17 protein-coding genes and 1 tRNA gene are annotated in these 22,754 nt (G+C 66.6%); 6 read left to right on the top strand and 12 right to left on the bottom strand.

The window, feature by feature from the left end; translation table 11 throughout:
- Positions 1 to 108: 108 nt before the first annotated feature.
- Positions 109 to 3,444 (top strand): carbamoyl-phosphate synthase large subunit, encoded by a 3,336-nt coding sequence (gene carB, locus CYR75_RS10750; protein ID WP_101500040.1) that lies wholly within the window; start codon positions 109 to 111, stop codon positions 3,442 to 3,444.
- Between the two features lie 73 nt (positions 3,445 to 3,517).
- Here the strand turns inward: carB and truA are convergent, their stop codons facing one another.
- From truA to metG, 4 genes are all read right to left on the bottom strand, one after another.
- On the bottom strand, positions 3,518 to 4,294 hold the full coding sequence (gene truA, locus CYR75_RS10745) for a tRNA pseudouridine(38-40) synthase TruA (RefSeq protein ID WP_101500039.1): 777 nt from the start codon (positions 4,292 to 4,294) through the stop codon (positions 3,518 to 3,520).
- Complete coding sequence (locus CYR75_RS10740; protein ID WP_101500038.1) at positions 4,294 to 5,262, bottom strand: 5-bromo-4-chloroindolyl phosphate hydrolysis family protein; 969 nt, start codon at positions 5,260 to 5,262, stop codon at positions 4,294 to 4,296. The genes truA and CYR75_RS10740 overlap by 1 nt, the downstream gene beginning before the upstream one ends.
- Positions 5,263 to 5,418: 156 nt before the next feature.
- A complete protein-coding gene (gene rocF / locus CYR75_RS10735; protein ID WP_101500998.1) occupies positions 5,419 to 6,339 on the bottom strand; it encodes an arginase in 921 nt (306 codons plus the stop codon).
- 25 nt (positions 6,340 to 6,364) lie between these two features.
- Entirely contained in the window at positions 6,365 to 8,071 is a 1,707-nt protein-coding gene (gene metG / locus CYR75_RS10730; RefSeq protein ID WP_101500037.1) for a methionine--tRNA ligase, read from the bottom strand.
- Between the two features lie 130 nt (positions 8,072 to 8,201).
- Between metG and metH the strand changes: the two genes are divergently transcribed.
- Entirely contained in the window at positions 8,202 to 11,921 is a 3,720-nt protein-coding gene (gene metH / locus CYR75_RS10725) for a methionine synthase (protein ID WP_101500997.1), read from the top strand.
- Positions 11,922 to 12,041: 120 nt separating this feature from the next.
- Here the strand turns inward: metH and CYR75_RS10720 are convergent, their stop codons facing one another.
- The 4 genes from CYR75_RS10720 to CYR75_RS10705 all read right to left on the bottom strand — a co-directional run bounded on the left by CYR75_RS10720 (position 12,042) and on the right by CYR75_RS10705 (position 14,830).
- Positions 12,042 to 12,302 (bottom strand): hypothetical protein, encoded by a 261-nt coding sequence (locus CYR75_RS10720; protein WP_225972688.1) that lies wholly within the window; start codon positions 12,300 to 12,302, stop codon positions 12,042 to 12,044.
- Between the two features lie 100 nt (positions 12,303 to 12,402).
- Positions 12,403 to 13,227, bottom strand: coding sequence for a lysophospholipid acyltransferase family protein (locus CYR75_RS10715; RefSeq protein WP_225972687.1), 825 nt, complete (start codon positions 13,225 to 13,227; stop codon positions 12,403 to 12,405).
- A complete protein-coding gene (locus tag CYR75_RS10710; protein ID WP_101500035.1) occupies positions 13,224 to 14,153 on the bottom strand; it encodes a cell division protein FtsX in 930 nt (309 codons plus the stop codon). The genes CYR75_RS10715 and CYR75_RS10710 overlap by 4 nt, the downstream gene beginning before the upstream one ends.
- Positions 14,150 to 14,830, bottom strand: a complete 681-nt coding sequence (locus tag CYR75_RS10705) for a cell division ATP-binding protein FtsE (protein WP_101500034.1) — start codon at positions 14,828 to 14,830, stop codon at positions 14,150 to 14,152. Before CYR75_RS10705 ends, CYR75_RS10710 begins: the two co-directional genes overlap by 4 nt.
- 126 nt (positions 14,831 to 14,956) lie before the next feature.
- On the opposite strand from CYR75_RS10705, the gene CYR75_RS10700 reads away from it, so the two are divergent.
- The 4 genes from CYR75_RS10700 to CYR75_RS10685 all read left to right on the top strand — a co-directional run bounded on the left by CYR75_RS10700 (position 14,957) and on the right by CYR75_RS10685 (position 19,087).
- Entirely contained in the window at positions 14,957 to 16,246 is a 1,290-nt protein-coding gene (locus CYR75_RS10700) for a zinc-ribbon domain-containing protein (RefSeq protein ID WP_101500033.1), read from the top strand.
- A complete protein-coding gene (locus CYR75_RS10695) occupies positions 16,246 to 17,346 on the top strand; it encodes a pyridoxal phosphate-dependent aminotransferase (protein ID WP_101500032.1) in 1,101 nt (366 codons plus the stop codon). The genes CYR75_RS10700 and CYR75_RS10695 overlap by 1 nt, the downstream gene beginning before the upstream one ends.
- A gap of 77 nt (positions 17,347 to 17,423) precedes the next feature.
- Positions 17,424 to 18,497 (top strand): phenylalanine--tRNA ligase subunit alpha, encoded by a 1,074-nt coding sequence (pheS, locus tag CYR75_RS10690; RefSeq protein ID WP_450091380.1) that lies wholly within the window; start codon positions 17,424 to 17,426, stop codon positions 18,495 to 18,497.
- An 80-nt stretch (positions 18,498 to 18,577) separates the two neighbouring features.
- The gene (locus tag CYR75_RS10685) at positions 18,578 to 19,087 is read left to right on the top strand and encodes a hypothetical protein (RefSeq protein ID WP_158644637.1); all 510 of its coding nucleotides are present in this window, start codon (positions 18,578 to 18,580) and stop codon (positions 19,085 to 19,087) included.
- A 135-nt stretch (positions 19,088 to 19,222) separates the two neighbouring features.
- On the opposite strand, the gene glnA is transcribed toward CYR75_RS10685, so the two are convergent.
- The 4 genes from glnA to CYR75_RS10665 form a co-directional block, all read right to left on the bottom strand.
- Complete coding sequence (gene glnA / locus CYR75_RS10680; protein ID WP_101500029.1) at positions 19,223 to 20,629, bottom strand: type I glutamate--ammonia ligase; 1,407 nt, start codon at positions 20,627 to 20,629, stop codon at positions 19,223 to 19,225.
- Between the two features lie 47 nt (positions 20,630 to 20,676).
- Entirely contained in the window at positions 20,677 to 21,015 is a 339-nt protein-coding gene (locus tag CYR75_RS10675) for a P-II family nitrogen regulator (RefSeq protein ID WP_101500028.1), read from the bottom strand.
- Positions 21,016 to 21,266: 251 nt separating this feature from the next.
- On the bottom strand, positions 21,267 to 22,601 hold the full coding sequence (gene tig, locus CYR75_RS10670; protein WP_101500027.1) for a trigger factor: 1,335 nt from the start codon (positions 22,599 to 22,601) through the stop codon (positions 21,267 to 21,269).
- A 21-nt stretch (positions 22,602 to 22,622) separates the two neighbouring features.
- A tRNA-Leu gene (locus CYR75_RS10665) sits at positions 22,623 to 22,707 on the bottom strand.
- Positions 22,708 to 22,754 lie beyond the last annotated feature (47 nt).

The following is a 22,754-nucleotide window of genomic DNA, read 5'->3' as shown; positions in this document are numbered from 1 at the left end:
CATGCCGACGGCGCCACCGCCGCCCGCCCGACCGCTGCCCCTTGCGCCCGACCGTCGCATCACTATAACCCCGTTCGATTTGCCGACATTCACGCGTCCGGGGGCCACATGCCGAAAAGAACCGATCTCCAGTCCATCCTGATCATCGGCGCCGGCCCCATCGTCATCGGACAGGCGTGCGAGTTCGACTATTCCGGCGCGCAGGCCTGCAAGGCGCTGCGGGAAGAGGGCTACCGCGTCATTCTGGTGAACTCGAACCCGGCCACGATCATGACCGATCCCGAAATGGCCGACGCCACCTATATCGAGCCGATCACCGTCGAGATCGTCGAAAAGATCATCGCCGCCGAACGGCCCGACGCGCTGCTGCCCACCATGGGCGGGCAGACCGCGCTGAACACCGCGCTTGGCCTTGCCGATGCCGGCGTGCTGAAGAAATACGGGGTCGAGCTGATTGGCGCGCAGCGGGCCGCCATCGAAATGGCCGAGGACCGAAAGCTGTTCCGCGAGGCGATGGACCGGATCGGGCTGGAAAACCCCAAGGCCACCATCGTCGCCGCCCCCAAGGACGCCAAGGGCCGCTATGACATCAAGGCCGGGCTGGCCGAGGCCATGGCCGCGCTGGAAGATATCGGCCTGCCCGCCATTATCCGCCCCGCCTATACGCTGGGCGGGACCGGCGGCGGGGTGGCCTATAACCGCGACGATTACGAGGCGATCGTGCGTTCGGGTCTGGATGCCAGCCCGGTCGCGCAGGTGCTGATCGACGAATCCCTGCTGGGCTGGAAGGAATACGAGATGGAGGTCGTGCGCGACCGCGCCGACAACGCCATCATCGTCTGTTCCATCGAAAACGTCGATCCGATGGGCGTCCATACCGGCGATTCGATCACCGTCGCCCCGGCGCTGACCCTGACCGACCGCGAATATCAGCGGATGCGCTCGGCCAGCATTGCCGTGCTGCGCGAGATCGGGGTCGAGACCGGCGGCTCGAACGTGCAATGGGCGGTGAACCCTGCCGACGGGCGCATGGTGGTGATCGAGATGAACCCGCGCGTGTCGCGGTCCTCGGCGCTGGCGTCCAAGGCCACCGGCTTTCCGATCGCCAAGATCGCGGCCAAGCTGGCGGTCGGCTATACGCTGGACGAGCTCGACAACGACATCACCAAGGTCACGCCCGCCAGTTTCGAACCCAGCATCGACTATGTCGTGACCAAGATCCCGCGCTTTGCCTTCGAGAAGTTCCCCGGCAGCAAGCCCGAACTGACCACGGCGATGAAATCCGTGGGCGAGGTCATGGCCATCGGCCGCAGCTTTGCGGAATCGCTGCAAAAGGCGCTGGCCTCGATGGAAAATGGCCTGACCGGGCTGGACGAGATCGACATTCCCGGCGCCGCCGATGAAGGCCGCCCGGCCATCATCCGCGCCCTGTCGCGCCAGACCCCGGACCGCATCCGCGTAATCGCGCAGGCCATGCGGCTGGGGCTGAGCGACGCCGACATCAACGCCGTCACCGCCTTTGACCCGTGGTTCCTCAGCCAGATGCGCGAGATCGTCGAGGCCGAGGACCGCGTCCGCGCCTCGGGCCTGCCCGACACCGACGGGCTGCGCGCGCTGAAGATGATGGGCTTTACCGATGCAAGGCTCGCCACCCTGACCGGCAAGGACGAGGCCGAGGTCCGCCGCATCCGCCATGCCGCCGGGCTGCACCCGGTCTACAAGCGCATCGACACCTGCGCGGCCGAGTTCGAGGCCCAGACGCCCTACATGTATTCCACCTGGGAAGCCCCGGCGATGGGCGATGTGGAAAACGAGGCCCGGCCCACGGACCGCAAGAAGGTGGTGATCCTGGGCGGCGGGCCGAACCGGATCGGGCAGGGGATCGAGTTCGATTACTGCTGCTGCCATGCCTGTTTCGCGCTGACCGATGCCGGTTACGAAACCATCATGGTCAACTGCAACCCCGAGACCGTCTCGACCGATTACGACACCTCGGACCGGCTGTATTTCGAGCCGCTGACGCTGGAACATGTGCTGGAAATCCTGCGGATCGAGCAGGAAAACGGCACGCTGCACGGCGTCATCGTCCAGTTCGGCGGGCAGACGCCGCTGAAACTCGCCAACGCGCTCGAGGCCGAGGGCATTCCGATCCTCGGCACCAGCCCCGACGCCATCGACCTGGCCGAGGACCGCGAGCGGTTCCAGAAGATGCTGAACGAGCTGAAGTTGAAGCAGCCCGTCAACGGCATCGCCAGCAGCGCCGAACAGGCACGCGAGATCGCGGCCAAGGTCGGCTTTCCGCTGGTCATCCGGCCGTCCTATGTGCTGGGCGGGCGCGGCATGGAAATCGTGCGCGACATGGACCACCTGAACCGCTACATCACCGAGGCGGTCGAGGTGTCGGGCAAGAACCCGGTGCTGCTCGACAGCTATCTGTCCGGCGCGATCGAGGTCGATGTCGACGCGCTGTCCGACGGCGAGAACGTGCATGTCGCCGGAATCATGGAACATATCGAGGAAGCCGGCGTCCATTCCGGCGACTCGGCCTGTTCGCTGCCGCCGCATACGCTGGACGCCGACACCATCGCGCAGCTCAAGGAACAGACCGTCGCCATGGCGCGCAAGCTGGGCGTGGTCGGGCTGATGAACGTGCAGTTCGCGATCAAGAACGGCGATATCTATGTACTCGAGGTCAATCCCCGCGCCTCGCGCACGGTGCCCTTCGTCGCCAAGGCGACCGACAGCGCCATCGCGTCGATCGCCGCGCGGCTGATGGCGGGCGAGCCGATGTCGAACTTCCCCGCCCGCGCGCCTTATCCGCAGGGCGTGGGGCCGGAAACGCCGCTGCCCTTTGCCGACCCGATGACGCTGGCCGACCCGATCACGCCCTGGTTCAGCGTCAAGGAAGCCGTGCTGCCCTTTGCCCGCTTCCCCGGCGTCGACACGCTGCTTGGCCCCGAGATGCGCTCGACGGGCGAGGTGATGGGCTGGGACCGCAACTTCCCACGCGCATTCCTGAAGGCGCAGATGGGGGCGGGCATCCACCTGCCGGAAAGCGGGCAGGTCTTCGTCTCGGTCAAGGACAGCGACAAGACGCCGGAACTGGCCGCCGCGATGCGCGACCTGCTGGATATGGGCTTCGGCATCGTGGCCACCAGCGGCACGGCGGCTTTCCTTGACAGCGAGGGGCTGGCCGCCAAGCGGGTCAACAAGGTCTATGAGGGCCGCCCGAACATCGTCGACATGCTGAAGAATGACGAGATCGTCATGGTGCTGAACACCACCGAAGGCGCGCAGGCGATCCGAGACTCGCGGGAAATGCGGGCGGTCGCGCTGTATGGCAAGATCCCCTACTTCACCACCGCCGCCGGCAGCATCGCCGCCGTCGCCGCCATCCGCTCGCGGGACGAGGGCGAGGTCGGGGTCCGCAGCCTGCAAGCCTGATCGGGTTGCGGCAGGGCGAATGACAAAGGCGGCGACCCAGCAGGGTTCGCCGCCTTTTTACTGTTCAAGCAGGTCAGGCGAAGGGGTCGGGATCATAGGTCACGCCGTCCAGCGACAGCCCCTGCGGCGGGCTGACCGGCCCGCAGGCGGCGCGGTCGCGGGCGGCGAGGGCGGTGGCGACCCGCTCGGGCGGCCATGCGCCCACGCCCACCCGTTCCAGCGTGCCGACGATGCTGCGGACCTGATTGTGCAGAAAGCTGCGGGCGCGCAGAAAGAACCGGATCTCTTGTCCCGCCGGATAGTCGTGGGTGGTGATGGTGATCTGATCCAGCGTCTTGACCGGCGATTTCGACTGGCACATGGCGCTGCGAAAGGTGGTGAAGTCGTGCCGCCCGACCAGATGCGCGGCGGCAACGCGCATGGCATCGACGTCCAGCGGCTGGCGGACATGCCAGACCCGGCCCCGATCCGCCACCACCGGCGCGCGGCGCGCGACGATGCGGAAGGAATAGCGCCGTTCCAGCGCGGAAAACCTCGCGTGAAAGTCTTCGCCCACCGGAACCACGGCGGTGATCGCCACCGGCGCCGGCGACAGGTGCCAGTTCAGCGCCTCGGACAGGCGAAAGGGCGACCAGTGGCGCAGCAGATCGGCGTGAAAGACCTGACTGCTGGCATGGACGCCGGCATCGGTCCGTCCCGCCGCCGCGATCCGCGCGCCCTGGGCAAAACTCGCATCCAGCCGGCCAAGCGCGGTTTCGATGGCACCCTGAACGCTGGGCAGGTCGCGCTGCGCCTGCCAGCCGGAAAAGGGCGCGCCGTCATATTCGACGCGAAAGGCGTAGCGCGGCATCAGTCCTGCTTTCGGCCCGTCCGGCTGGGCATGCGGAACAGATCGGCCAGATCGACGCCGCGGCGGTCCTCGATGCTGTCGGGCGCGGCCTCGGCGGGGTCGGGGACGCGCACGCCCTCGCGCGCCAGCCTTTCGCGCAGCACTTGCGATTCGATGTCGAAATCCGTGCGCCCGTTCTCGATGAGCGAGCGGGTGCGGGCGGCGAAGTTCTCTTCCAGATCGGTCAGCAGCGCCTCGTATTGGGCGCGGGCGTCGGCGTCGCGGGTCTGGGCGTAGAGGTCGGCGAACTTGACCGTCGCGTCACGCGCACCCATCAGATAGACGCCCAGATAACGCCGGGCGGCGGCCAGATCGCCGGGGTCTTCCTCGACCCGGCGGAACAGGTCGCGGGCGGTTTCGGCAAACAGCGTCACCCGCGCCTCGAGCCGGCGGTCAGAGGTGCGCCGTATCGCGTCCTGCATGCCTTCCAGATAGCCCTCGCCCTCGGCGATGATGCGGGCGACGCGGTCCTGCTGAAAGCTGTCGATCCCCTCCATCCCCTTGTCGCGCATGGGGTCGGGACCAAAGGCGAGATAATGCAGGAACGCCCCGGCCATGGCGATGACGATGGCGCCGCCCAGAAAATCCGGCTGCGCCGCACCGATGCCAAGGCCCAGCCCCGTCAGCACGCCGCCGAACAGCTTGCGCGGCCAGCCGGGACGGCGGGCGACGCGGCGGGCGTCGTATTCCGCCTGCGCCCGCAGCCCCTCGCGCGTCAGCGAACTGCCTAAGGCGACCAGACCGAACCCCGCAAGGCAGGCGACCATCCCCAAGGGCGTCTGCCAGAAGGCCGAGACGAGGAAGGGCAGCGCCGCGACCGTGATCCACTTGGTCCGGCTTTCATAGCGATGGCGGTTCTGCGTGCGGCGCTGGCTTTGCGAGGCGGTGCCCGCGCCCGGAGAGTAGGGTCCGCGATAGCGTTCTGACATGACGTCTCCCTAAAGGCCCCAGCCGAACGAGGCATACATCGTCAGCCCGATCAGCAGGTAGAATGACAGCCGCCGCATGGCCTTTTCCGACATCGTGATCTCCGATCCTCGCAGGTCGTGTTCAGATGGGCGTCGCGGCCCGCGATTGCAACCGCGCTAGAAGCTGCGCGTCCGGCGGTCAAAGACCTTCTGCCCCATCATCGAGCCGACCAGATCGACCATCAGCTTGGCGGTGCGGCCGCGATCGTCCAGAAACGGGTTCAGCTCGACCAGATCCAGCGAGGTGACGAGGCCGGATTCGTGCAGGATCTCGCAGACCAGATGCGCCTCGCGGAAGGTGGCGCCGCCGGGGACGGTGGTGCCGACGGCGGGCGCGATCGCGGGGTCCAGAAAATCGACGTCCAGCGAGACATGCAGCATCCCGTTGGCCTCACGCACGCGGGCCAGAAACTCCTGCAGAGGCGCGACGATGCCGCGTTCATCCAGCACGCGCATGTCGTTCACGATGATCTCGGTGCCTTGCAGCAGCGCGTGTTCGGCCGGATCGACGCTGCGGATGCCGAACAGGCAGATATTCTCGCCCGGCACCGGCGCGGGAAAGGCGGGCAGGGGGTCAAAGCCCTCGCGTCCCGCCGCATAGGCCAGCGGCGTGCCGTGCAGATTGCCCGAGACGGTGGTCTGCGGCGTGTGGAAATCGCTGTGCGCGTCCAGCCAGATCACGAAAAGCGGGCGGTCCTGCGCCGCCGCATGGGCCGCGACGCCCGACAGCGTGCCGAGCGCCAGCGAATGATCGCCGCCCAGAAAGATCGGCATCCCCTTGGGCAGCGCGTCCTGCGCCGCGTCCGACAGCGCCTGGGTCCAGGCGGCGACCTCGGGCAGGTGATGGATGGCGCTGTTGTCGTGCTGCAGATCGGCGGGCGCGGCGGGGGTCAGATCGCCGCGATCCTCGACCGTGTGGCCAAGCGAGGTCAGCACCCGTCCCAGCCCGGCGACGCGAAAGGCGGGCGGTCCCATGATGCAGCCGGGAACCCGCTGGCCCTCGTCGATGGGGGCGCCGATCAGGATGCAATGTGTCATCTGGTCCTCGTGAAAAGCCGCTGCGTCAACCCCGCGCGCCGGCAAAGCGTTCCTGCCATTCCTCGCGCTGCTCGTCGGTGATCTTGGCAAACAGGTTCTGCGGCACGGTGAAGGCGTGACCCGGCGCCAGCGCCGTCAGCGCCGCGCCCACGTCATCGGGCCAGTCGGCGCTGCTGTTCATCGCGGCCTGCAATTCATCGGCGGCAAAGGGGATGAAGGGCCGCGACAGCGTCGCGTAAAGCGCGATCAGGTTCAGCCCCAGCCGGACCTGCATCGCGGCGGTCTGCGGATCGTCCTTGAAGGTGGCCCAAGGCGCGGCGGATTGCAGATATTCATTGCCCAGCACCCAGATCGCGCGCAGTTCGGCCGCGGCCTTGCGGATCTCGATGCGGTCCATGAAGCCCTCATAGGCGCGGATGCGGGTGACAAGCTGGTCGGAAAGCTGCTGCTCGGCCTCGCCCCACTCGCCGCCCTCGGGCACCGTTTCACCGAATTTCGAGCGGCAGAACTTGGTGATCCGGCTGACGAAATTGCCCAGCACATCGGCCAGATCCTTGTTCACCGATTGCTGGAAATTCTCCCATGTGAACTCGCTGTCGCCGGATTCAGGGGCGTGCGACAGCAACCACCAGCGCCAGTAATCCGCCGGCAGCAGCGACAGCGCATCATCCATGAACACCCCGCGCCCCTGCGAGGTCGAGAACTGCCCGCCCTGATAATTCAGATAGTTGAAGGACTTGATGTAATCGACCAGCTTCCAGTCCTCGGCCGCGCCCATGATGGTGACCGGGAATGACAGGGTGTGGAAGGGCACGTTATCCTTGCCCATGAACTGGGTATAGGTGACGTCGTCGGCGCCTTTTTCGGTGCGCCACCAGCGCTGCCAGTCGCCTTCATGGGCCTCGGCCCATTCGGCGGTGGCGGCGATGTATTCGATGGGCGCGTCGAACCAGACATAGAAGACCTTGCCCTCCATCCCCGGCCAGGGTTCGTCGCCCTTGCGGACCGGGATGCCCCAGTCGAGATCGCGGGTGATGCCGCGATCCTGCAACCCGTCGCCGTCGAACAGCCATTTGCGCGCGATCGAGGTGGTCAGCACCGGCCAGTCGGTCTTGCTGTCGATCCACGCGGCGATCCGGTCCTTCATCGCGGATTGGCGCAGATACAGATGCTTGGTCTCGCGCACCTCAAGATCGGTGCTGCCGGAAATGGCGCTGCGCGGGTCGATCAGGTCGGTGGGGTCAAGCTGCTTGGTGCAGTTTTCGCACTGGTCGCCGCGCGCCTTGTCATAGCCGCAATTCGGGCAGGTGCCCTCGATATAGCGGTCGGGCAGAAAGCGGCCATCGGCGTTGGAATAGACCTGTTTCTCGCTGACCTCTCGGATCAGCCCGGCCTGATCCAGCCGCCCGGCGAAATGCTGCGTCAGGCGGTGGTTCTGCGGGCTGGACGACCGGCCGTAATGATCGAAGCTGAGGCCGAATCCCTCGGCCAGACGCGCCTGTTCGGCGTGCATGCGGGCGCAATACTCGGCCACCGGCTCGCCGGTCTTGGCGGCGGCCAGTTCCGCCGGGGTGCCGTGTTCGTCGGTCGCGCAGATGAACATGACCTCGTGCCCGCGCCCGCGCAGATAGCGCGCGAACAGGTCCGCCGGCAGCTGACTGCCGACCAGATTGCCCAAGTGCTTGATCCCGTTGATATAGGGCAGGGCCGAGGTGATAAGATGACGCGCCATTGAAATTCCCTGAAAACCTGCGCCTTTCTAGACGCTGGCGGGGTAAAGGAAAAGGCGCGGCCGCGCAATTGTCGGCACGGGCTGCGGATGATACAGAACCCGCAACCCCCAGCCAGACAGGATGATGCCCGTGGCCAGCCTTCCCCGCTCTGACGTGTTCGACCGGATCACCGCGCTTGCCCGCGAGCGTATCCTGATACTGGACGGGGCGATGGGCACGCAGATCCAGAACCTGCATCTGTCCGAGGGCGATTTCACCGGCGACGCCCCCGGCTGCGCCTGCCATATCCACAGCAACCACCCCCAGCAGGGCAATAACGACCTGCTGAACCTGACCCGCCCCGACGCGATCGAAGAGATCCATTTCCGCTATGCCATGGCCGGCGCGGATATCGTCGAGACGAACACCTTTTCCTCGACCGTCATCGCGCAGGCGGATTACGGGTTGCAGGGCCGGGTGGACGAGCTGAACGAGCAGGGCGCGCGGCTGGTGCGGGCGGCGCTGGACCGGGCCACCGCGCAGGACGGCAAGCCGCGCTTCGTCGCGGGCGCGTTGGGGCCGACGAACCGGACCGCCTCGATCAGCCCCGATGTGAACAATCCGGGCTATCGCGCCGTGACCTTCGATCAGCTGCGCGACGCCTATGCCCAGCAGATCCGGGCGCTGATCAAGGGCGGGGCCGACCTGATCCTGATCGAGACCATCTTTGACACGCTGAACGCCAAGGCCGCGATCTTTGCGGCCGACCAGGTCTTCGTTGAAAACGGGCTGCGCCTGCCGGTGATGATCTCGGGCACGATCACCGACAAATCCGGCCGCACCCTGACCGGGCAGACGCCGACGGCGTTCTGGCACTCGATCCGCCACGCGGCGCCGATCAGCGTGGGGCTGAACTGCGCCCTTGGCGCTGAGGCGATGCGCCCGCATCTGGCCGAAATCAGCGATGTCGCCGACACGCTGGTCTGCGCCTATCCCAACGCCGGCCTGCCGAACGAGATGGGGCAATATGACGAAAGCCCCGACCAGATGGCCGCGCAATTGCTGGACTTTGCGCGTCAGGGGCTGCTGAACATCGTCGGCGGCTGCTGCGGCTCGACCCCCGAACACATCACCCGGCTGGCCGAGGCCGTCGCCGGCCTGCCCCCGCGCCCGATCCCCGAGATCGCGCCCGCTTTGCGCCTGTCCGGGCTGGAGCCGTTCACCAAGACCGACGACATCCCCTTCGTCAATGTGGGCGAGCGGACCAACGTCACCGGCAGCGCCCGCTTTCGCAAGCTGATCACCAATGGCGACTATGCCGCCGCGCTGGACGTGGCCCGCGATCAGGTCGAGAACGGCGCCCAGATCATCGACATCAACATGGATGAGGGGCTGATCGACAGCCAGCAGGTGATGGTCGAATACCTGAACCTGATCGCGTCGGAACCCGATATCGCCCGCGTGCCGATCATGGTCGACAGCTCGAAATGGGAGGTGATCGAGGCCGGGCTGAAATGCATTCAGGGCAAGCCGATCGTGAACTCGATCTCGCTGAAGGAAGGCGAAGAGGCGTTTCTGCATCACGCCCGGCTCTGCCGCGCCTATGGGGCGGCGGTCGTGGTCATGGCCTTCGACGAGACCGGGCAGGCCGACACCGAGAACCGCAAGGTCGAGATCTGCACCCGCGCCTATGAGCTGCTGGTCAACGAGGTGGGCTTCCCGCCCGAGGATATCATCTTCGATCCCAACGTCTTCGCCATCGCGACCGGGATCGAGGAACACGACAATTACGGCAACGACTTCATCAGCGCGACGCGGCGCATCACCCAGATGCTGCCGCATGTCCATATCTCGGGCGGGGTGTCGAACCTGTCCTTCAGCTTTCGCGGCAACGAACCCGTGCGCGAGGCGATGCACGCCGTCTTTCTGTATCACGCCATTCAGGCCGGCATGGACATGGGCATCGTCAACGCCGGGCAGCTGATCGTCTATGACCAGATCGACCCCGAACTGCGCGAGGCGTGCGAGGATGTGGTCCTGAACCGCCGCCCCGACGCGACCGAACGGATGCTGGATCTGGCCGAACGCTATCGCGGCGAAGGCGGGGCCAAAGCCCGCGAAAAGGACCTTTCCTGGCGCGAATGGCCGGTCGACAAGCGGCTGGAACATGCGCTGGTGAACGGCATCACCGAATATATCGAGACCGACACCGAAGAGGCGCGGCTTGCCGCCACCCGCCCGCTGCACGTCATCGAAGGCCCGCTGATGGCCGGGATGAACGTGGTCGGCGACCTGTTCGGCGACGGCAAGATGTTCCTGCCGCAGGTGGTGAAATCCGCCCGGGTGATGAAACAGGCGGTGGCCTGGCTGCTGCCCCATATGGAGGCCGAAAAGGCCGCGTCGGGCGAATCCAACGCCAAGGGCAAGATCCTGATGGCGACGGTCAAGGGCGACGTCCACGACATCGGCAAGAACATCGTCGGCGTCGTGCTTGCCTGCAACAATTACGACATCATCGATCTGGGCGTGATGGTCCCGGCGCAGAAGATCCTCGAGGTCGCGCGGCAGGAAAATGTCGACATCATCGGGCTGTCCGGCCTGATCACCCCCTCGCTGGACGAGATGGTCCACGTCGCCGCCGAGATGGAGCGGCAGGGCTTCGAACTGCCGCTGCTGATCGGCGGCGCCACCACCTCGCGCGTGCATACGGCGGTCAAGATCAACCCCCGCTATCAGAAGGGGCAGACGATCTATGTCGCCGATGCCAGCCGGGCGGTGGGCGTCGTCTCGCAGCTTCTGTCGGATCAGAAGCCGGATTATGTGGCGGGAATCCTGGCGGAATATGAAGACGTGGCGATGAAATACAATCGCGGCGACAAGACCAAGACCCGGCTGCCCATCGCCGATGCCCGCGCCAATGCGGTCAAGGTCGATTTCTCGGGCTGGAACCCGCCGGCGCCGCAGTTTCTGGGCGCGCGGGTGATCGACGATTTCGATCTGGCCGATATCGCCCGCTATATCGACTGGACGCCCTTCTTCCAGACCTGGGAAATGCGCGGCGTCTATCCCCGGATTCTGGACGATGAAAAGCAGGGCGAGGTGGCGCGGGCGCTGTTTGCGGACGCGCAGGCCATGCTGAAACGCATCGTGGATGAGGGCTGGTTCAGCCCCCGCGCCGTCATCGGCTTCTGGCCGGCGAACAGCGAGGGCGACGATATCCGCGTCTTCACCGACGAATCGCGCAGTCAGGTGCTTGCCACCTTCCACACGCTGCGCCAGCAGGTGACCAAGCGCGAGGGGCGGCCCAATGTCGCGCTGTCGGACTTTGTCGCGCCGATGGGGCAGCCCGATTATCTGGGCGGCTTCGTCGTCACCTCGGGGCCGCAGGATCACGAGCTTGCCGCCCGCTTCAAGGCCGAGGGCGACGATTATTCCGCGATCATGGTGCAGGCGCTGTCCGATCGCTTTGCCGAGGCGCTGGCCGAGATGCTGCACGAGCGCGTGCGCCGCACCCATTGGGGCTATGCGCCCGATGAATCGCTCAGCGCCGAAGAACTGATCGCCGAGGGCTATGGCGGCATCCGCCCCGCCCCCGGCTATCCCGCACAGCCCGACCACACCGAAAAGTTGACCCTGTTCCGGCTGCTGGACGCGACCGAGGCGACCGGGGTCGAGCTGACCGAATCCATGGCGATGTGGCCGGGGTCGTCGGTGTCGGGCCTGTATATCGGCCATCCCGACGCCTATTATTTCGGCGTCGCCAAGATCGAGGCCGATCAGGTCGCCGACTATGCCCGCCGCAAGGGCATGGATCTGGCCGAGGCCGAGCGCTGGCTGGCCCCGCTGCTGAACTACGTCCCCGGTCAATAGACGCGGGGCAGGTCGGCGGCGCGGACCCCAACGGGCGCGAGCCGAAGGTCTGGCAGCGCGACTGAAACGCGGCAGGCAACACCGGCCCCGCGGGGCCGGTCCGCTTGTCTCAGGCGCCGATCACGCTCCGGTCGGCGCGGCGGTCTGGGCGACGGGCGCGTAATTCGGCGTGCCGCCTTCCATGATGCGCTTGCCTTCCATCCGGCAGATATTGTCGGCGGTGCGGACATCCATCGCGGCCGGACGGTTGATCGAGCGGTCCCAGGTCACCTGCTCGCGGGTATAGATCTGACAGGTCACCGGCCCCATCGGCGATTGGGCCAGAACCGGCGCGGATTCGTAGTTCTCGGGCGTGATATTGCACGCCGAAAGCGCGGCCACGGCACACGCGACAAGGGTAATCTTTACATACATCTCATCAATTCCTGTCAGCGGCCAAGCCCGTCCGGCTGGCCTTCGCCGCGCCATACAGACCCGTAATTCACGGATTCGGCAAGCTATTTCCGACAAACCCGGCCTCGGCCATCAGGGCGTCGCTGCGGCTTTCGATGACCTCGCGCAACCTGTCGATGAAATCGCCGCGGCTTTCGCCGGGTGCCGCCTGCATGGGGGGCAGGAACTCGATCACCGCGCGGCCGGCGGCGACGGGCAGGCCGCCCTTGGGCCAGAACAGCCCGCAATTCACCGCCACCGGCCAGACCGGCAGGCCGGTTTCCATGTGCAGGGTCGCGATGCCATGCTTGTAGGGGCGCTGCTCACCCGGGCAGGTGCGCGTGCCCTCGGGGTAGAGGATCAGGTGCCCGACGCCGTCCGGCCCGGCCATGCGGCTGCGGATCTGGGCGCCGATGCGGCCCATGGCGTCGCGGCCGCGCTCTCGGTCGATGGGGATGCAGCCGACCTCGCGGGCATACCAGCCCATGATCGGCACGCGCAGCACCTCGCGCTTCATCACGAAGCCACGGCGTTTCGCGGCCTGCGCGATGGCGAGGATGTCCAGAAAGCTTTGATGCTTGGCGGCGATCAGCGCGTCGGTGCCCTCGGCCGGTGGCGTGCCGCGCAGTTCGACCACGACGCCCATGTGCCAGCGCGCCGCGCGCAGCATATAGGCGATCCAGATCGAGGCGACGCGGTTCGCGCCGCGCCGGCCGTGGCGCATCTGGGTCAGCCCCCAAGTGCCGATCAGCAGCGTGGCCAGGCCCACATGCAGGTAATAGGTGAAGCCCCGGACATAGCTGAACCAGCTTGTCGGGCGCGGGATCGGCGACCACTTGGCCCCCTGTTCCGGGGTCAGCAGCGGCGCGGTCACGGCACCGCCCGCAACATGCGCAGCGCCGCCCAACGGGTGGCGAAAAAGCCCACGGCGGCGGCGATCAGCGGGATCAGCAACGGCCACAGCCAGCCCCACCCGTGAAAGCCGAGGCCGGTCAGGAAGCCGCCGGCCTGATCCATGCCGGGCAGGATCGCGATGCCGGCCATGCCCAGCAGCGTGCCGGCCAGCGCGCCCGCGCCTGCGCGGCGGGTAAAGCGGCGCACGAAAGCCTGCGCGATGGTCACGTCCCGCGCCCCGATCAGCCGCAGCACGCGGATCACCTGCCCATTCGCCGCCAGCGAGGATTGCGCCGCCAGCGCCATCATCGCCGCCCCCGCCGCCGCGATCAGCCCCAGCGAGACGATCCCCAGCAACCGCAGCCGGTTGGCCGCCGCGATCAGTGGCTGGCGCCAGCGGGTGTGGTCGTCCAGCACCGCGCCCGGCACCTCGGCCTCAAGCCGCAGGCGCAGCGCCTCGGCGTCGAACTCGCCGCCGGACTCGCGGATCTCGATCAGGCGCGGGACGGGCAGGGCCTCGATCGGCACATCCGGCCCGAACCACGGCGTCAGCAGCGATTCGAGCTCGTCCTGCGGCAGCATCCGCGCCTCGGCGATGCCGGGCGTCTGCTTCAGCATCGCCATGACGGCGCCGGTCTGCGCCTCGATCCGGTCGGCCGGGGCGGAGACGCGAATGGTCACCGTCTGGGCCAGCGATTGCGACCAGCGATCCGCCAGCCGCCCCGTCGCCATCGACAGCGCCAGCGCAAACACCGCCAGAAACGCCATCGCCCCCGCCGTCAGCAGGGTCAGCTGCGCGGTAAAGCCGGTCGGCGGCACGATGCGCCCCGCCCCGGCGGTGTCGCGGATGACCAGCCCCCGCCACAGGCTGCGCCAGTCCACATGCCGCAGGTCAGGCCGCCTCATAGGTCGGCCCCCGCCAGTTGCACGCGCTTGCCCTGGATGCGCAGGACGCGGGCCTGCACCTCCATCTGGCGGGCGGCGCGGATCAGGTCCATGTCGTGGGTCGCGACCAGGATGGTCTTGCCCGAGCGGTTCAGCTCGACCAGCAATTGCAGCAGGCGCATCGACATCTCCCAATCCAGATTGCCGGTCGGCTCATCCGCCATGACCATATCTGGCGACATGATGACGGCGCGCGCAAGGGCCGCGCGCTGCCGCTCGCCCCCCGACAGCGATGGCGGCAGGGCGCGGGCGTGGCCGCCCATCGCCACCCAGCCCAGCAGATCCTTCAGCGCCTGCATGTCGACCTGCTGGCCGGCAACGCTCAGCGGCAGGGCGATGTTCTCGGCCACCGGCAGGTGGTCCAGGAACTGCGCGTCCTGATGCAGCACGCCGATCTTGCGGCGCAGCATGGCGATGCCGTCGCGCGACAGCTTCGCCACGTCCTGACCGAAGGCCGACAACTGCCCGGTGTCGGGCAGCAGGTCGGCATAGCACAGCCGCAGGAAACTGGTCTTTCCGGACCCGGACGGGCCGGTCAGGAAATGGAACGACCCCGCCGGCAGGGTCAGCGTCATGTTCGACAGCAGCGCACCGCCGCCGCCGCGATAGCCAAAGGACACGTCCTGCATTTCGATCAAAGCGGCCTCCCGGGTGGGGTTGGATGCGGGGTCGGTGGCGCTCGGCGCTTGGAAGCCGGGCGCTGCGTTGATAGAACAGCCAGCGGTGGATTGCCAGAAACGGCGCAGTTTTTGACAGGAGCATGGATGCGGCTGATTTGCCCCGGATGCAGCGCGCTTTACGACGTGCCTGACGAGATGATTCCGCCCGAGGGGCGCGAGGTCGAATGCTCGGCCTGCGGCCATGTCTGGCACCAGTCGGCCGACCCGCGCGAGATGCGCGGCCTTGCGGCTGACCTGCGCCGCAAGCAGCCCCCGCCCGATACGACCCCGCCGCCCGATCTTGGCCCCGCGCCCGAGCTGCGCCACCCCTTGCCCGCCGATGTGCTGGCAATCCTGCGCGAGGAAACCGCGCGCGAGCTGGAGGCCCGCCGCAGCGCCCGCAAGGCCGCCGGACGTGGGGCAGGTAAGGGCGCTGCCTCAGCGCCTGCTGCGGAATCCTCGCCTGAACCGGCCGAATCGCAGTCGCAATCCGCGCCGGTTGCGGAGCAGGTTGAAGACGCCGCAGAGCAGCCGCCCGAGGTTGCGGATACTGCCCCGCCGCCGCGCGACTCCGCCCCTGCGCCGCCCGCCGAGGCGCCCCCGCGCCCGCAGATCTTTGATGAGCTGCCGCCGGTCCAGACCATCACCACCCCCGGCAGCGAGGCCCCCATTCCGCAGGCCGCCGCGCCGGCGGTGGGTGTCGTGGATGCCTCGGCAGAGGATCGTGGCGAGGATCGTCCGGCAGAGGACGCAGAGGCGCCCGATCACGAAACGGACTGGCCGGCCACCACCCTGACCGCGCCCGATGATTCGCAGCCGCGCTTGCTGGCACTGCGAAAGGCCATCGGCGTCGGTCGGCCAGAGGCAGCGCCGCCGGCCGGGCAGCTAGATATCCCGCCGCAGGGTCAGCCGGATGCTCCAACGCAGGGCCAGCCCGCGCCGCAGCCCCCCGCCGGGGCAGCCTCGGCGTCTGCCGCCGGCCCACACATCTCGGCAGCGGACCCGACACCCGCGCCGACCCCCGCCGCAGCGCGGCCCAAGACACCGCCCCGGACCACAGCACCGCCGTCGCCCCCCATTCCCAGCCGCCGAATCGCCAAGACGCTGCCGGATGTGGCCCAGCTTGCCGCGACGCTGCACACCGAGGCCGCCGCACCAGAGCCCGGCCTGCCCGCGACCGTCGCGCCGCCTGCGCCTCGGGGCGGCTATGGCGCGGGGCTTCGCGTTGGCCTCGGAGTGGCGGGCGGCGTGCTGCTTCTCTATCTGCTCGGCCTCGCCTGGGACCGCAGCGGCAACGCGCCCGAGGGCGTGGCAGCCCTGCTGCACGGGGTCGATCAATCGCGCGCGACGCTGCATGACGCGGCCTTTGCGCTTGTCGGACAGGGACCGGACTGATGCGCTTTGCCCCCATACCGCAGGCGCTGCCTGCCATTGTCCCCTTCATCGGCGCCGAAGAGATGGAGCGTCGCCGCGGCGCGCCCTATATCGCCCGGCTTGGTGCGAACGAAAACGGCTTCGGTCCCTCGCCCCGCGCGCATGAAGCGATGATCGCCGCCGCCAGCGAGGCGTGGAAATACGGCGACGCGACCAGCCACGAGCTGAGGCTGGCGCTCGCCGATCATCACGCCGTCGCCCCCGAAAACATCGTCGTGGGCGCGGGCATCGACGGGCTGCTGGGGCTGCTGGTGCGGCTGATGGTGGCGCCGGGCGAGGCGGTCGTGACCTCGGACGGTGCCTATCCGACGCTGAACTATCACGTCGCGGGCTTTGGCGGGCGGATCGAGAAGCTGCCCTACCGCGACGACCGAGAGGATCTTCCGGCGCTGCTCGCCCGCGCCGCAGAGGTCGAGGCGCGGCTGATCTATCTCGCCAATCCCGACAACCCGATGGGCAGCTGGCATGACGGCGCCACCCTGACTGCCATGCTTGACGACATCCCGCCGGGCAGCCTGCTGCTGCTGGACGAGGCCTATGCCGAATTCGCGCCCGACGCGGCGCTGCCCCGCATCGACCCGAACGACCCGCGCGTGATCCGGATGCGGACCTTTTCCAAGGCTTACGGGCTGGCCGGGCTGCGGATCGGCTATGCCATCGGGGCGCCCGCGCTGATCGCGGGCTTTGACCGCATCCGCAACCATTTCGGCGTCAACCGCATCGCGCAACAGGCGGCGCTGGCGGCGCTGCAGGATGGCGACTGGCTGGACCGCACGCGGCAGAACGTGGCCGACGCCCGTGATCGGATCGCCCAGATCGCGGCCGATAACGGGCTGACCGCCTTGCCCTCGGCGACGAATTTCGTCGCGGTCGATTGCGGCGGCGACGGCGCCTTCGCGCGGCGGGTGCTGGGCGCGTTGGACCGGGCCGGGGTGTTCGCGCGGATGCCGGGGGTGGCGCCGCTGGATCGCTGCATCCGCATCTCCTGCGCGCCCGAGGCTGAGCTTGCCGTCTTCGCCGAGCGCCTGCCCGCCGCGCTGGACGCCGCGCGGCAGTCCTGACCCCGCAGCCGACCTTTCCCCCTCGCCGCCCCCATGCTAAGCCGCCCGCGTAACGCAGGATGACCCCGATGACCGAGATTGACACGCTTCGTTCCGAGTATCTGACCCGGATCGCGGACGCCCCCGACGCCGCCACGCTCGAGGATGTGCGCCTGGCCGCTTTGGGCAAGAAGGGCCAGATCAGCCTGAAGATGCGCGAGCTTGGCCGCATGACGCCCGAAGAGCGCCAGACCACCGGCGCCGAACTGAACCGGCTGCGGGACGAGATCGACAGCGCCCTGCGCGCCCGCAAGACGGCCATGGACGATGCCGCCCTGGACGCGAGGCTGCGCGACGAATGGCTGGACGTGACCCTGCCCGGCCGCCCGCGCCCGGCGGGCACCATCCATCCGGTCAGTCAGGTGATGGACGAGATCACGACGATCTTCGCCGACATGGGCTTTGCCGTGGCCGAGGGGCCGCAGGTCGAAAGCGACTGGTTCAACTTCGACGCGCTGAACATCCCGCCCGAACATCCGGCGCGGCAGGAACACGACACCTTTTTCATGCACCGCGACGCCGGCGACGACCGGCCGCCGCATGTGCTGCGGACCCATACCTCGCCGGTGCAGATCCGCGCCATGCAAGAGACCGGCGCCCCGATCCGCATCATCGCGCCGGGGCGGGTCTATCGCATGGACATGGACCAGACCCACACGCCGATGTTCCATCAGGTCGAGGGGCTGGCCATCGGCCGCGACATCTCGATGGCCAATCTGAAATGGACGCTGGAAGAGTTCTGCCGCGCGTTCTTTGAACTCGACGAGGTCGAACTGCGATTCCGCGCCAGCCACTTCCCCTTTACCGAACCCTCGGCCGAGGTGGATATCCGCTGCTCGTGGGAGGGTGGCGCCCTGAAGATCGGGCAGGGCGACAGCTGGCTGGAAATCCTCGGTTCTGGCATGGTCCATCCCAAGGTGCTGGAAGCCGGCGGGATCGACCCGCACGAGTGGCAGGGCTTTGCCTTTGGCATGGGCATCGACCGGGTGGCGATGCTGAAATACGGCATCCCCGACCTGCGCGCCTTCTTCGAAAGCGACCTGCGCTGGCTGCGCCATTACGGCTTCGCGCCCGGCGACGTGCCCAGCATCGCGGCGGGCCTTAGCCGGTGAGTTCGATACGTTCGCGGCTATCGCGAATCTTCGACGCGTGGATGTCGTTCTTTCTAGCGTCGGTCGCGCTAGTCCTTTCGGTGACCGTAACCATCGTCTTCCTTCTTTACGCCTATCAGTTTTCTCGCGCTGTCATTGCGGGCGATGACTCTTTCCTTAGCGTGCGGTCAGATCATGATGGGGCTTCATCCCTTGTTCCTATCGAGCCTGCTATGCCCGATCCCGAGATATTCCGAAGGATAGCCGCCATGCCTCAAGCGGAGCTTTCGCGGGACATTGCCGCCATTCGGGAGCGCCTCGAAAGCTTCATCGCCGAAAGTCCGGGCACTCCAGCGGAAGACCGGGATGCGCTGGCGCGACTTGACAATCTTGAGGCCATGATTGGTCTGAAAGCTGAGGAAGTCGCATCTCTGGCAGTTATTGCGCAACGGGTTGCGGGCTTGGAAAATGAGCTACAGCGAACGGAAGCGCGGATGCAGAATCAGATCAATAATCTGAATTCGCTGTCGCTTGCATTGTTTGGTGCACTACTGGTCGCGGTCCTTGGATCGGCAATCTGGCGGAATATCTCCCTGCGGAAGGCAGAGTAGAGACCACGCACTCACTGCCCTTGTTTTCGCCGAGCCGATCTCGAAACCACCGCTACCCTCCGGAGATTCGCGGAATACCAGCAAAAACAGGCGCCCGCGGGGGCGCCTGTTTCTGTTTGCGTCCCGCGGTGGGGATCAGACCGAGTAGTAAAGCTGGTATTCGATCGGGTGAGGGGTGTGCTCATAGGCATAGACCTCTTCCCACTTCAGCCGGATATGCGCATCAAGCTGGTCGCGGGTGAAGACGTCGCCGGCCAGCAGGAAGTCCATGTCCTTTTCCAGCTCTTCCAGCGCCTCGCGCAGGCTGCCGCAGACGGTGGGGATGCTTTCCAGCTCTTCCGGGGGCAGGTCGTACAGATCCTTGTCGGATGCCGGGCCGGGGTCGATCTTGTTGCGGATGCCGTCGATCCCGGCCATCAGCAGCGCGGCAAAGCACAGATAGGGGTTGGCCGAGGGGTCGGGAAAGCGGGCCTCGACGCGCTTGGCCTTGGGGCTTTCGGTCCACGGGATCCGCACGCAGCCCGAGCGGTTGCGCGCCGAATAGGCCCGCAGCACCGGCGCCTCGAAGCCCGGAATCAGCCGCTTGTAGCTGTTGGTCGAGGGGTTGGTCAGCGCGTTCAGCGCCTTGGCGTGCTTGAGGATGCCGCCGATGAACCAGAGCGCCTCTTGCGACAGATCGGCGTATTTATCGCCCGCGAACAAGGGCTTGCCGTCGCGCCAGATCGACATGTTGACATGCATCCCGCTGCCGCTGTCGCCCTTCATCGGCTTGGGCATGAAGGTCGCGGATTTGCCATAGGCGTGGGCGACGTTGTGGATGACGTATTTGTATTTCTGCATGTTGTCGGCCTGCTCGACCAGCCCGCCGAAGATCATCCCCAGCTCGTGCTGGCAGGTCGCGACCTCGTGGTGGTGCTTGTCGACCTTGATGCCCATGCGCTTCATCGTGGACAGCATCTCGCCGCGGATGTCCTGCCCCTCGTCGATGGGATTGACCGGGAAATAGGCGCCTTTGTGGGGGGCGCGGTGGCCGGTGTTGCCCATCTCGAAGCTGGCATCGGTGTTCCAGGCGGCGGCGGCGGCGTCGATCTCGTAGGACACTTTTTGCGGGGTGACGGCATAGCGGACATCGTCAAACAGGAAGAACTCGGCCTCGGGACCCCAGTAAGAGACATCGCCGATGCCGCTGGCGCGCAGATAGGCCTCGGCCTTGACGGCGGTGCTGCGGGGGTCGCGGGAATAGGGCTCGCCGGTGTCGGGTTCGGCCACGTTGCAATGCAGGCACAGCGTGCGTTCGGCATAGAACGGGTCCAGATAGGCGCTGGCCGGGTCGGGCATCAGCTTCATGTCCGATTGATCGATGGATTTCCAGCCCGCCACGCTGGAGCCGTCGAACATCAGACCTTCTTCAAAGAAATCCTCGTCGACCTGATCGGCGATCATGGTCACATGCTGCAACTTGCCCTTGGGATCGGTGAAGCGGATGTCGACATATTCGACCTCTTCTTCCTTCATCAGCGCAAGAACGTCCTGGGTGTTCATCGGGAATTTATCCTTTGTGGTTTGCAGCAATGCGGGCGAGGGCGATGCTAGAGCGCGTCATCGCCGGTCTCGCCGGTGCGGATGCGGATGGCCTGTTCGACGGTGGTGACGAAGATCTTGCCGTCGCCGATCTTGTCGGTCCGCGCGGCCGAGATGATCGCGTCGATGGCGGCCTCGGCCAGATCGTCGGGCAGCACCGCCTCGACCTTGATCTTGGGCAGGAAGTCGACGATGTATTCGGCCCCGCGATACAGTTCCGTATGGCCCTTCTGGCGGCCGAACCCCTTGACCTCGGTGACGGTCAGGCCCTGGACGCCAACCTCTTGCAGGGCTTCCTTGACGTCGTCCAGCTTGAACGGTTTGATGATCGCTTCGATTTTCTTCATCGCGTGATCCTTGATGCGAGTCCTCTGCGTCTGGTGGCCGGGGCGCCGGGATGACAGGCGCGAAAGGCGGGGCGCGTGGGGGTTTTGCTGTCTGCCTGAATCGCGGGCATCATGCCTGAAGCATCTGCGGCGGCGCAAGACCCGTCGCTGTGCCCCCGGTTTCGCCCAGCCGTCGCCGGTGCCGCCGCTGCAACCGAAAAGGCCGCAACCCTTGGCAGGTCGCGGCCCATATCGTTCACGGCGTCACGGAATCAAAGCTCGTCAAGCGCTTCGACGGCCTTTTCCAGCTCGTCCTTGGTGACGGTCTTTTCGGTCACCTCGGCCTGATCGGCGATGTGATCGACGACCTTGTCCTCGAACAGGGGCGCGCGAAGCTGCTGCTGCGCCTGCGGGTTCTGCTGGATGAATTCAAAGAAGGCGCGTTCCTGGCCGGGGAAGTTCCGGGCCTGCATCATCACCGCCTGGGTGAATTCCTGATCCGAGACCTTCACCTCGGCCTTCTGGCCGATTTCGGCCAGCAGCAGGCCCAGACGGACACGGCGCTCGGCCAGCTTCTTGTGCTCGTCGGTGGGCTCGATCTCGCCGTGGTTGTGGCCGTGATCGTCCGGGTGCTCTTCATGGTACAGCTGGTGGGCGATCTGGCCGGCCTCGGCCTCGACCAGAACCTCGGGCAGGTCGAACTTGACCTGCTCGTCCAGCTGATCCAGCAGGGCGCGTTTCATCACGGCGCGGCTGGCGCCCTGATACTCGGCCTCGAGCCGCTCGGTGATCTGTTCCTTCAGCTTGTCCAGCGACTCGGCGCCGAACCGCTTGGCAAGCTCGTCGTCGATCTTGGCCTCGACCGGCTTCTTGACCGCCTTGACGGTGGTCGCAAAGACGGCGTCCTTGCCGGCCAGCGCCTTGTGGCCATAATCCTCGGGGAAGGTCACCTTGACCTCAAGCTCTTCACCGGCCTTGGCGCCGATCAGCTGATCCTCGAAACCGGGGATGAAGCTGCCCGAGCCGAGCACCAGCGGATAATCCTCGCCCGTGCCGCCTTCGAACAGCTCGCCATCGACCGAGCCCTTGAAGTCGATCACGACCTGATCGTCCTTGGCGGCCTTGCTGCCCTTGCGCTTGTCCTCATAGGACACGGCGTTCTTGGCCAGGTTTTCCAGCGCCTCGGTCACGGCCTCGTCCTCGGCCTTGACGGTCAGGCGGTCCAGCTTCAGCTTGGACAGGTCGACCTCGGGGATTTCGGGCAGCAGTTCGTACGAGACGTTGACGACGACATCGTCGCCCTCTTTCCAGCCTTCGCCGTTTTCCATCTCGACCTTGGGCTGCACGGCCGGGCGGTCGCCCGACTGCTCAAGATGTTCGCGGATGGCGTTGTCGACCGAATCCTGCATGGCATCGCCCATGATGCGCGGGCCGAACTGCTTTTTCAGCATCGCCATCGGGACCTTGCCCTTGCGAAAGCCCTTCATCTCGACCTCGGGCTGAGCTTCCTTCAGCTTCTGATCGACCATCGCGGCCAGATCGGCGGCGGGAAGCGTCATCTGGTAGCCGCGCTTGAGGCCTTCGTTCTGGGTCTCTTTGACCTGCATGTCCTATCCTTCACGTCGTCATGGTGCGGGTGGAGGGACTTGAACCCCCACGCCTTGCGGCGCCAGAACCTAAATCTGGTGCGTCTGCCAATTTCGCCACACCCGCAATGTCCAAAGACAGGCCACGCAGCCCGCCCATCAAATCCGCGCCGT

The sequence above is a fragment of the Paracoccus jeotgali genome (assembly GCF_002865605.1).
In the GTDB taxonomy this organism is placed as follows: Bacteria; Pseudomonadota; Alphaproteobacteria; order Rhodobacterales; family Rhodobacteraceae; genus Paracoccus; species Paracoccus jeotgali.
Note: the sequence above shows the minus strand (reverse complement) of the source record. Positions and strands in the feature narration are given on the sequence as shown.

Excerpts from the sequence above, each read along its gene's own strand:
- CYR75_RS10740 (WP_101500038.1), bottom strand. The coding sequence starts at position 5,262 with ATGTCAGAACGCTATCGCGGACCCTACTCTCCGGGCGCGGGCACCGCC.
- truA (WP_101500039.1), bottom strand. The coding sequence starts at position 4,294 with ATGCCGCGCTACGCCTTTCGCGTCGAATATGACGGCGCGCCCTTTTCC.
- rocF (WP_101500998.1), bottom strand. The coding sequence starts at position 6,339 with ATGACACATTGCATCCTGATCGGCGCCCCCATCGACGAGGGCCAGCGG.
- CYR75_RS10700 (WP_101500033.1), top strand. The coding sequence starts at position 14,957 with ATGCGGCTGATTTGCCCCGGATGCAGCGCGCTTTACGACGTGCCTGAC.
- glnA (WP_101500029.1), bottom strand. The coding sequence starts at position 20,629 with ATGAACACCCAGGACGTTCTTGCGCTGATGAAGGAAGAAGAGGTCGAA.
- carB (WP_101500040.1), top strand. The coding sequence starts at position 109 with ATGCCGAAAAGAACCGATCTCCAGTCCATCCTGATCATCGGCGCCGGC.
- CYR75_RS10710 (WP_101500035.1), bottom strand. The coding sequence starts at position 14,153 with ATGAGGCGGCCTGACCTGCGGCATGTGGACTGGCGCAGCCTGTGGCGG.
- CYR75_RS10675 (WP_101500028.1), bottom strand. The coding sequence starts at position 21,015 with ATGAAGAAAATCGAAGCGATCATCAAACCGTTCAAGCTGGACGACGTC.
- CYR75_RS10695 (WP_101500032.1), top strand. The coding sequence starts at position 16,246 with ATGCGCTTTGCCCCCATACCGCAGGCGCTGCCTGCCATTGTCCCCTTC.
- metG (WP_101500037.1), bottom strand. The coding sequence starts at position 8,071 with ATGGCGCGTCATCTTATCACCTCGGCCCTGCCCTATATCAACGGGATC.
- tig (WP_101500027.1), bottom strand. The coding sequence starts at position 22,601 with ATGCAGGTCAAAGAGACCCAGAACGAAGGCCTCAAGCGCGGCTACCAG.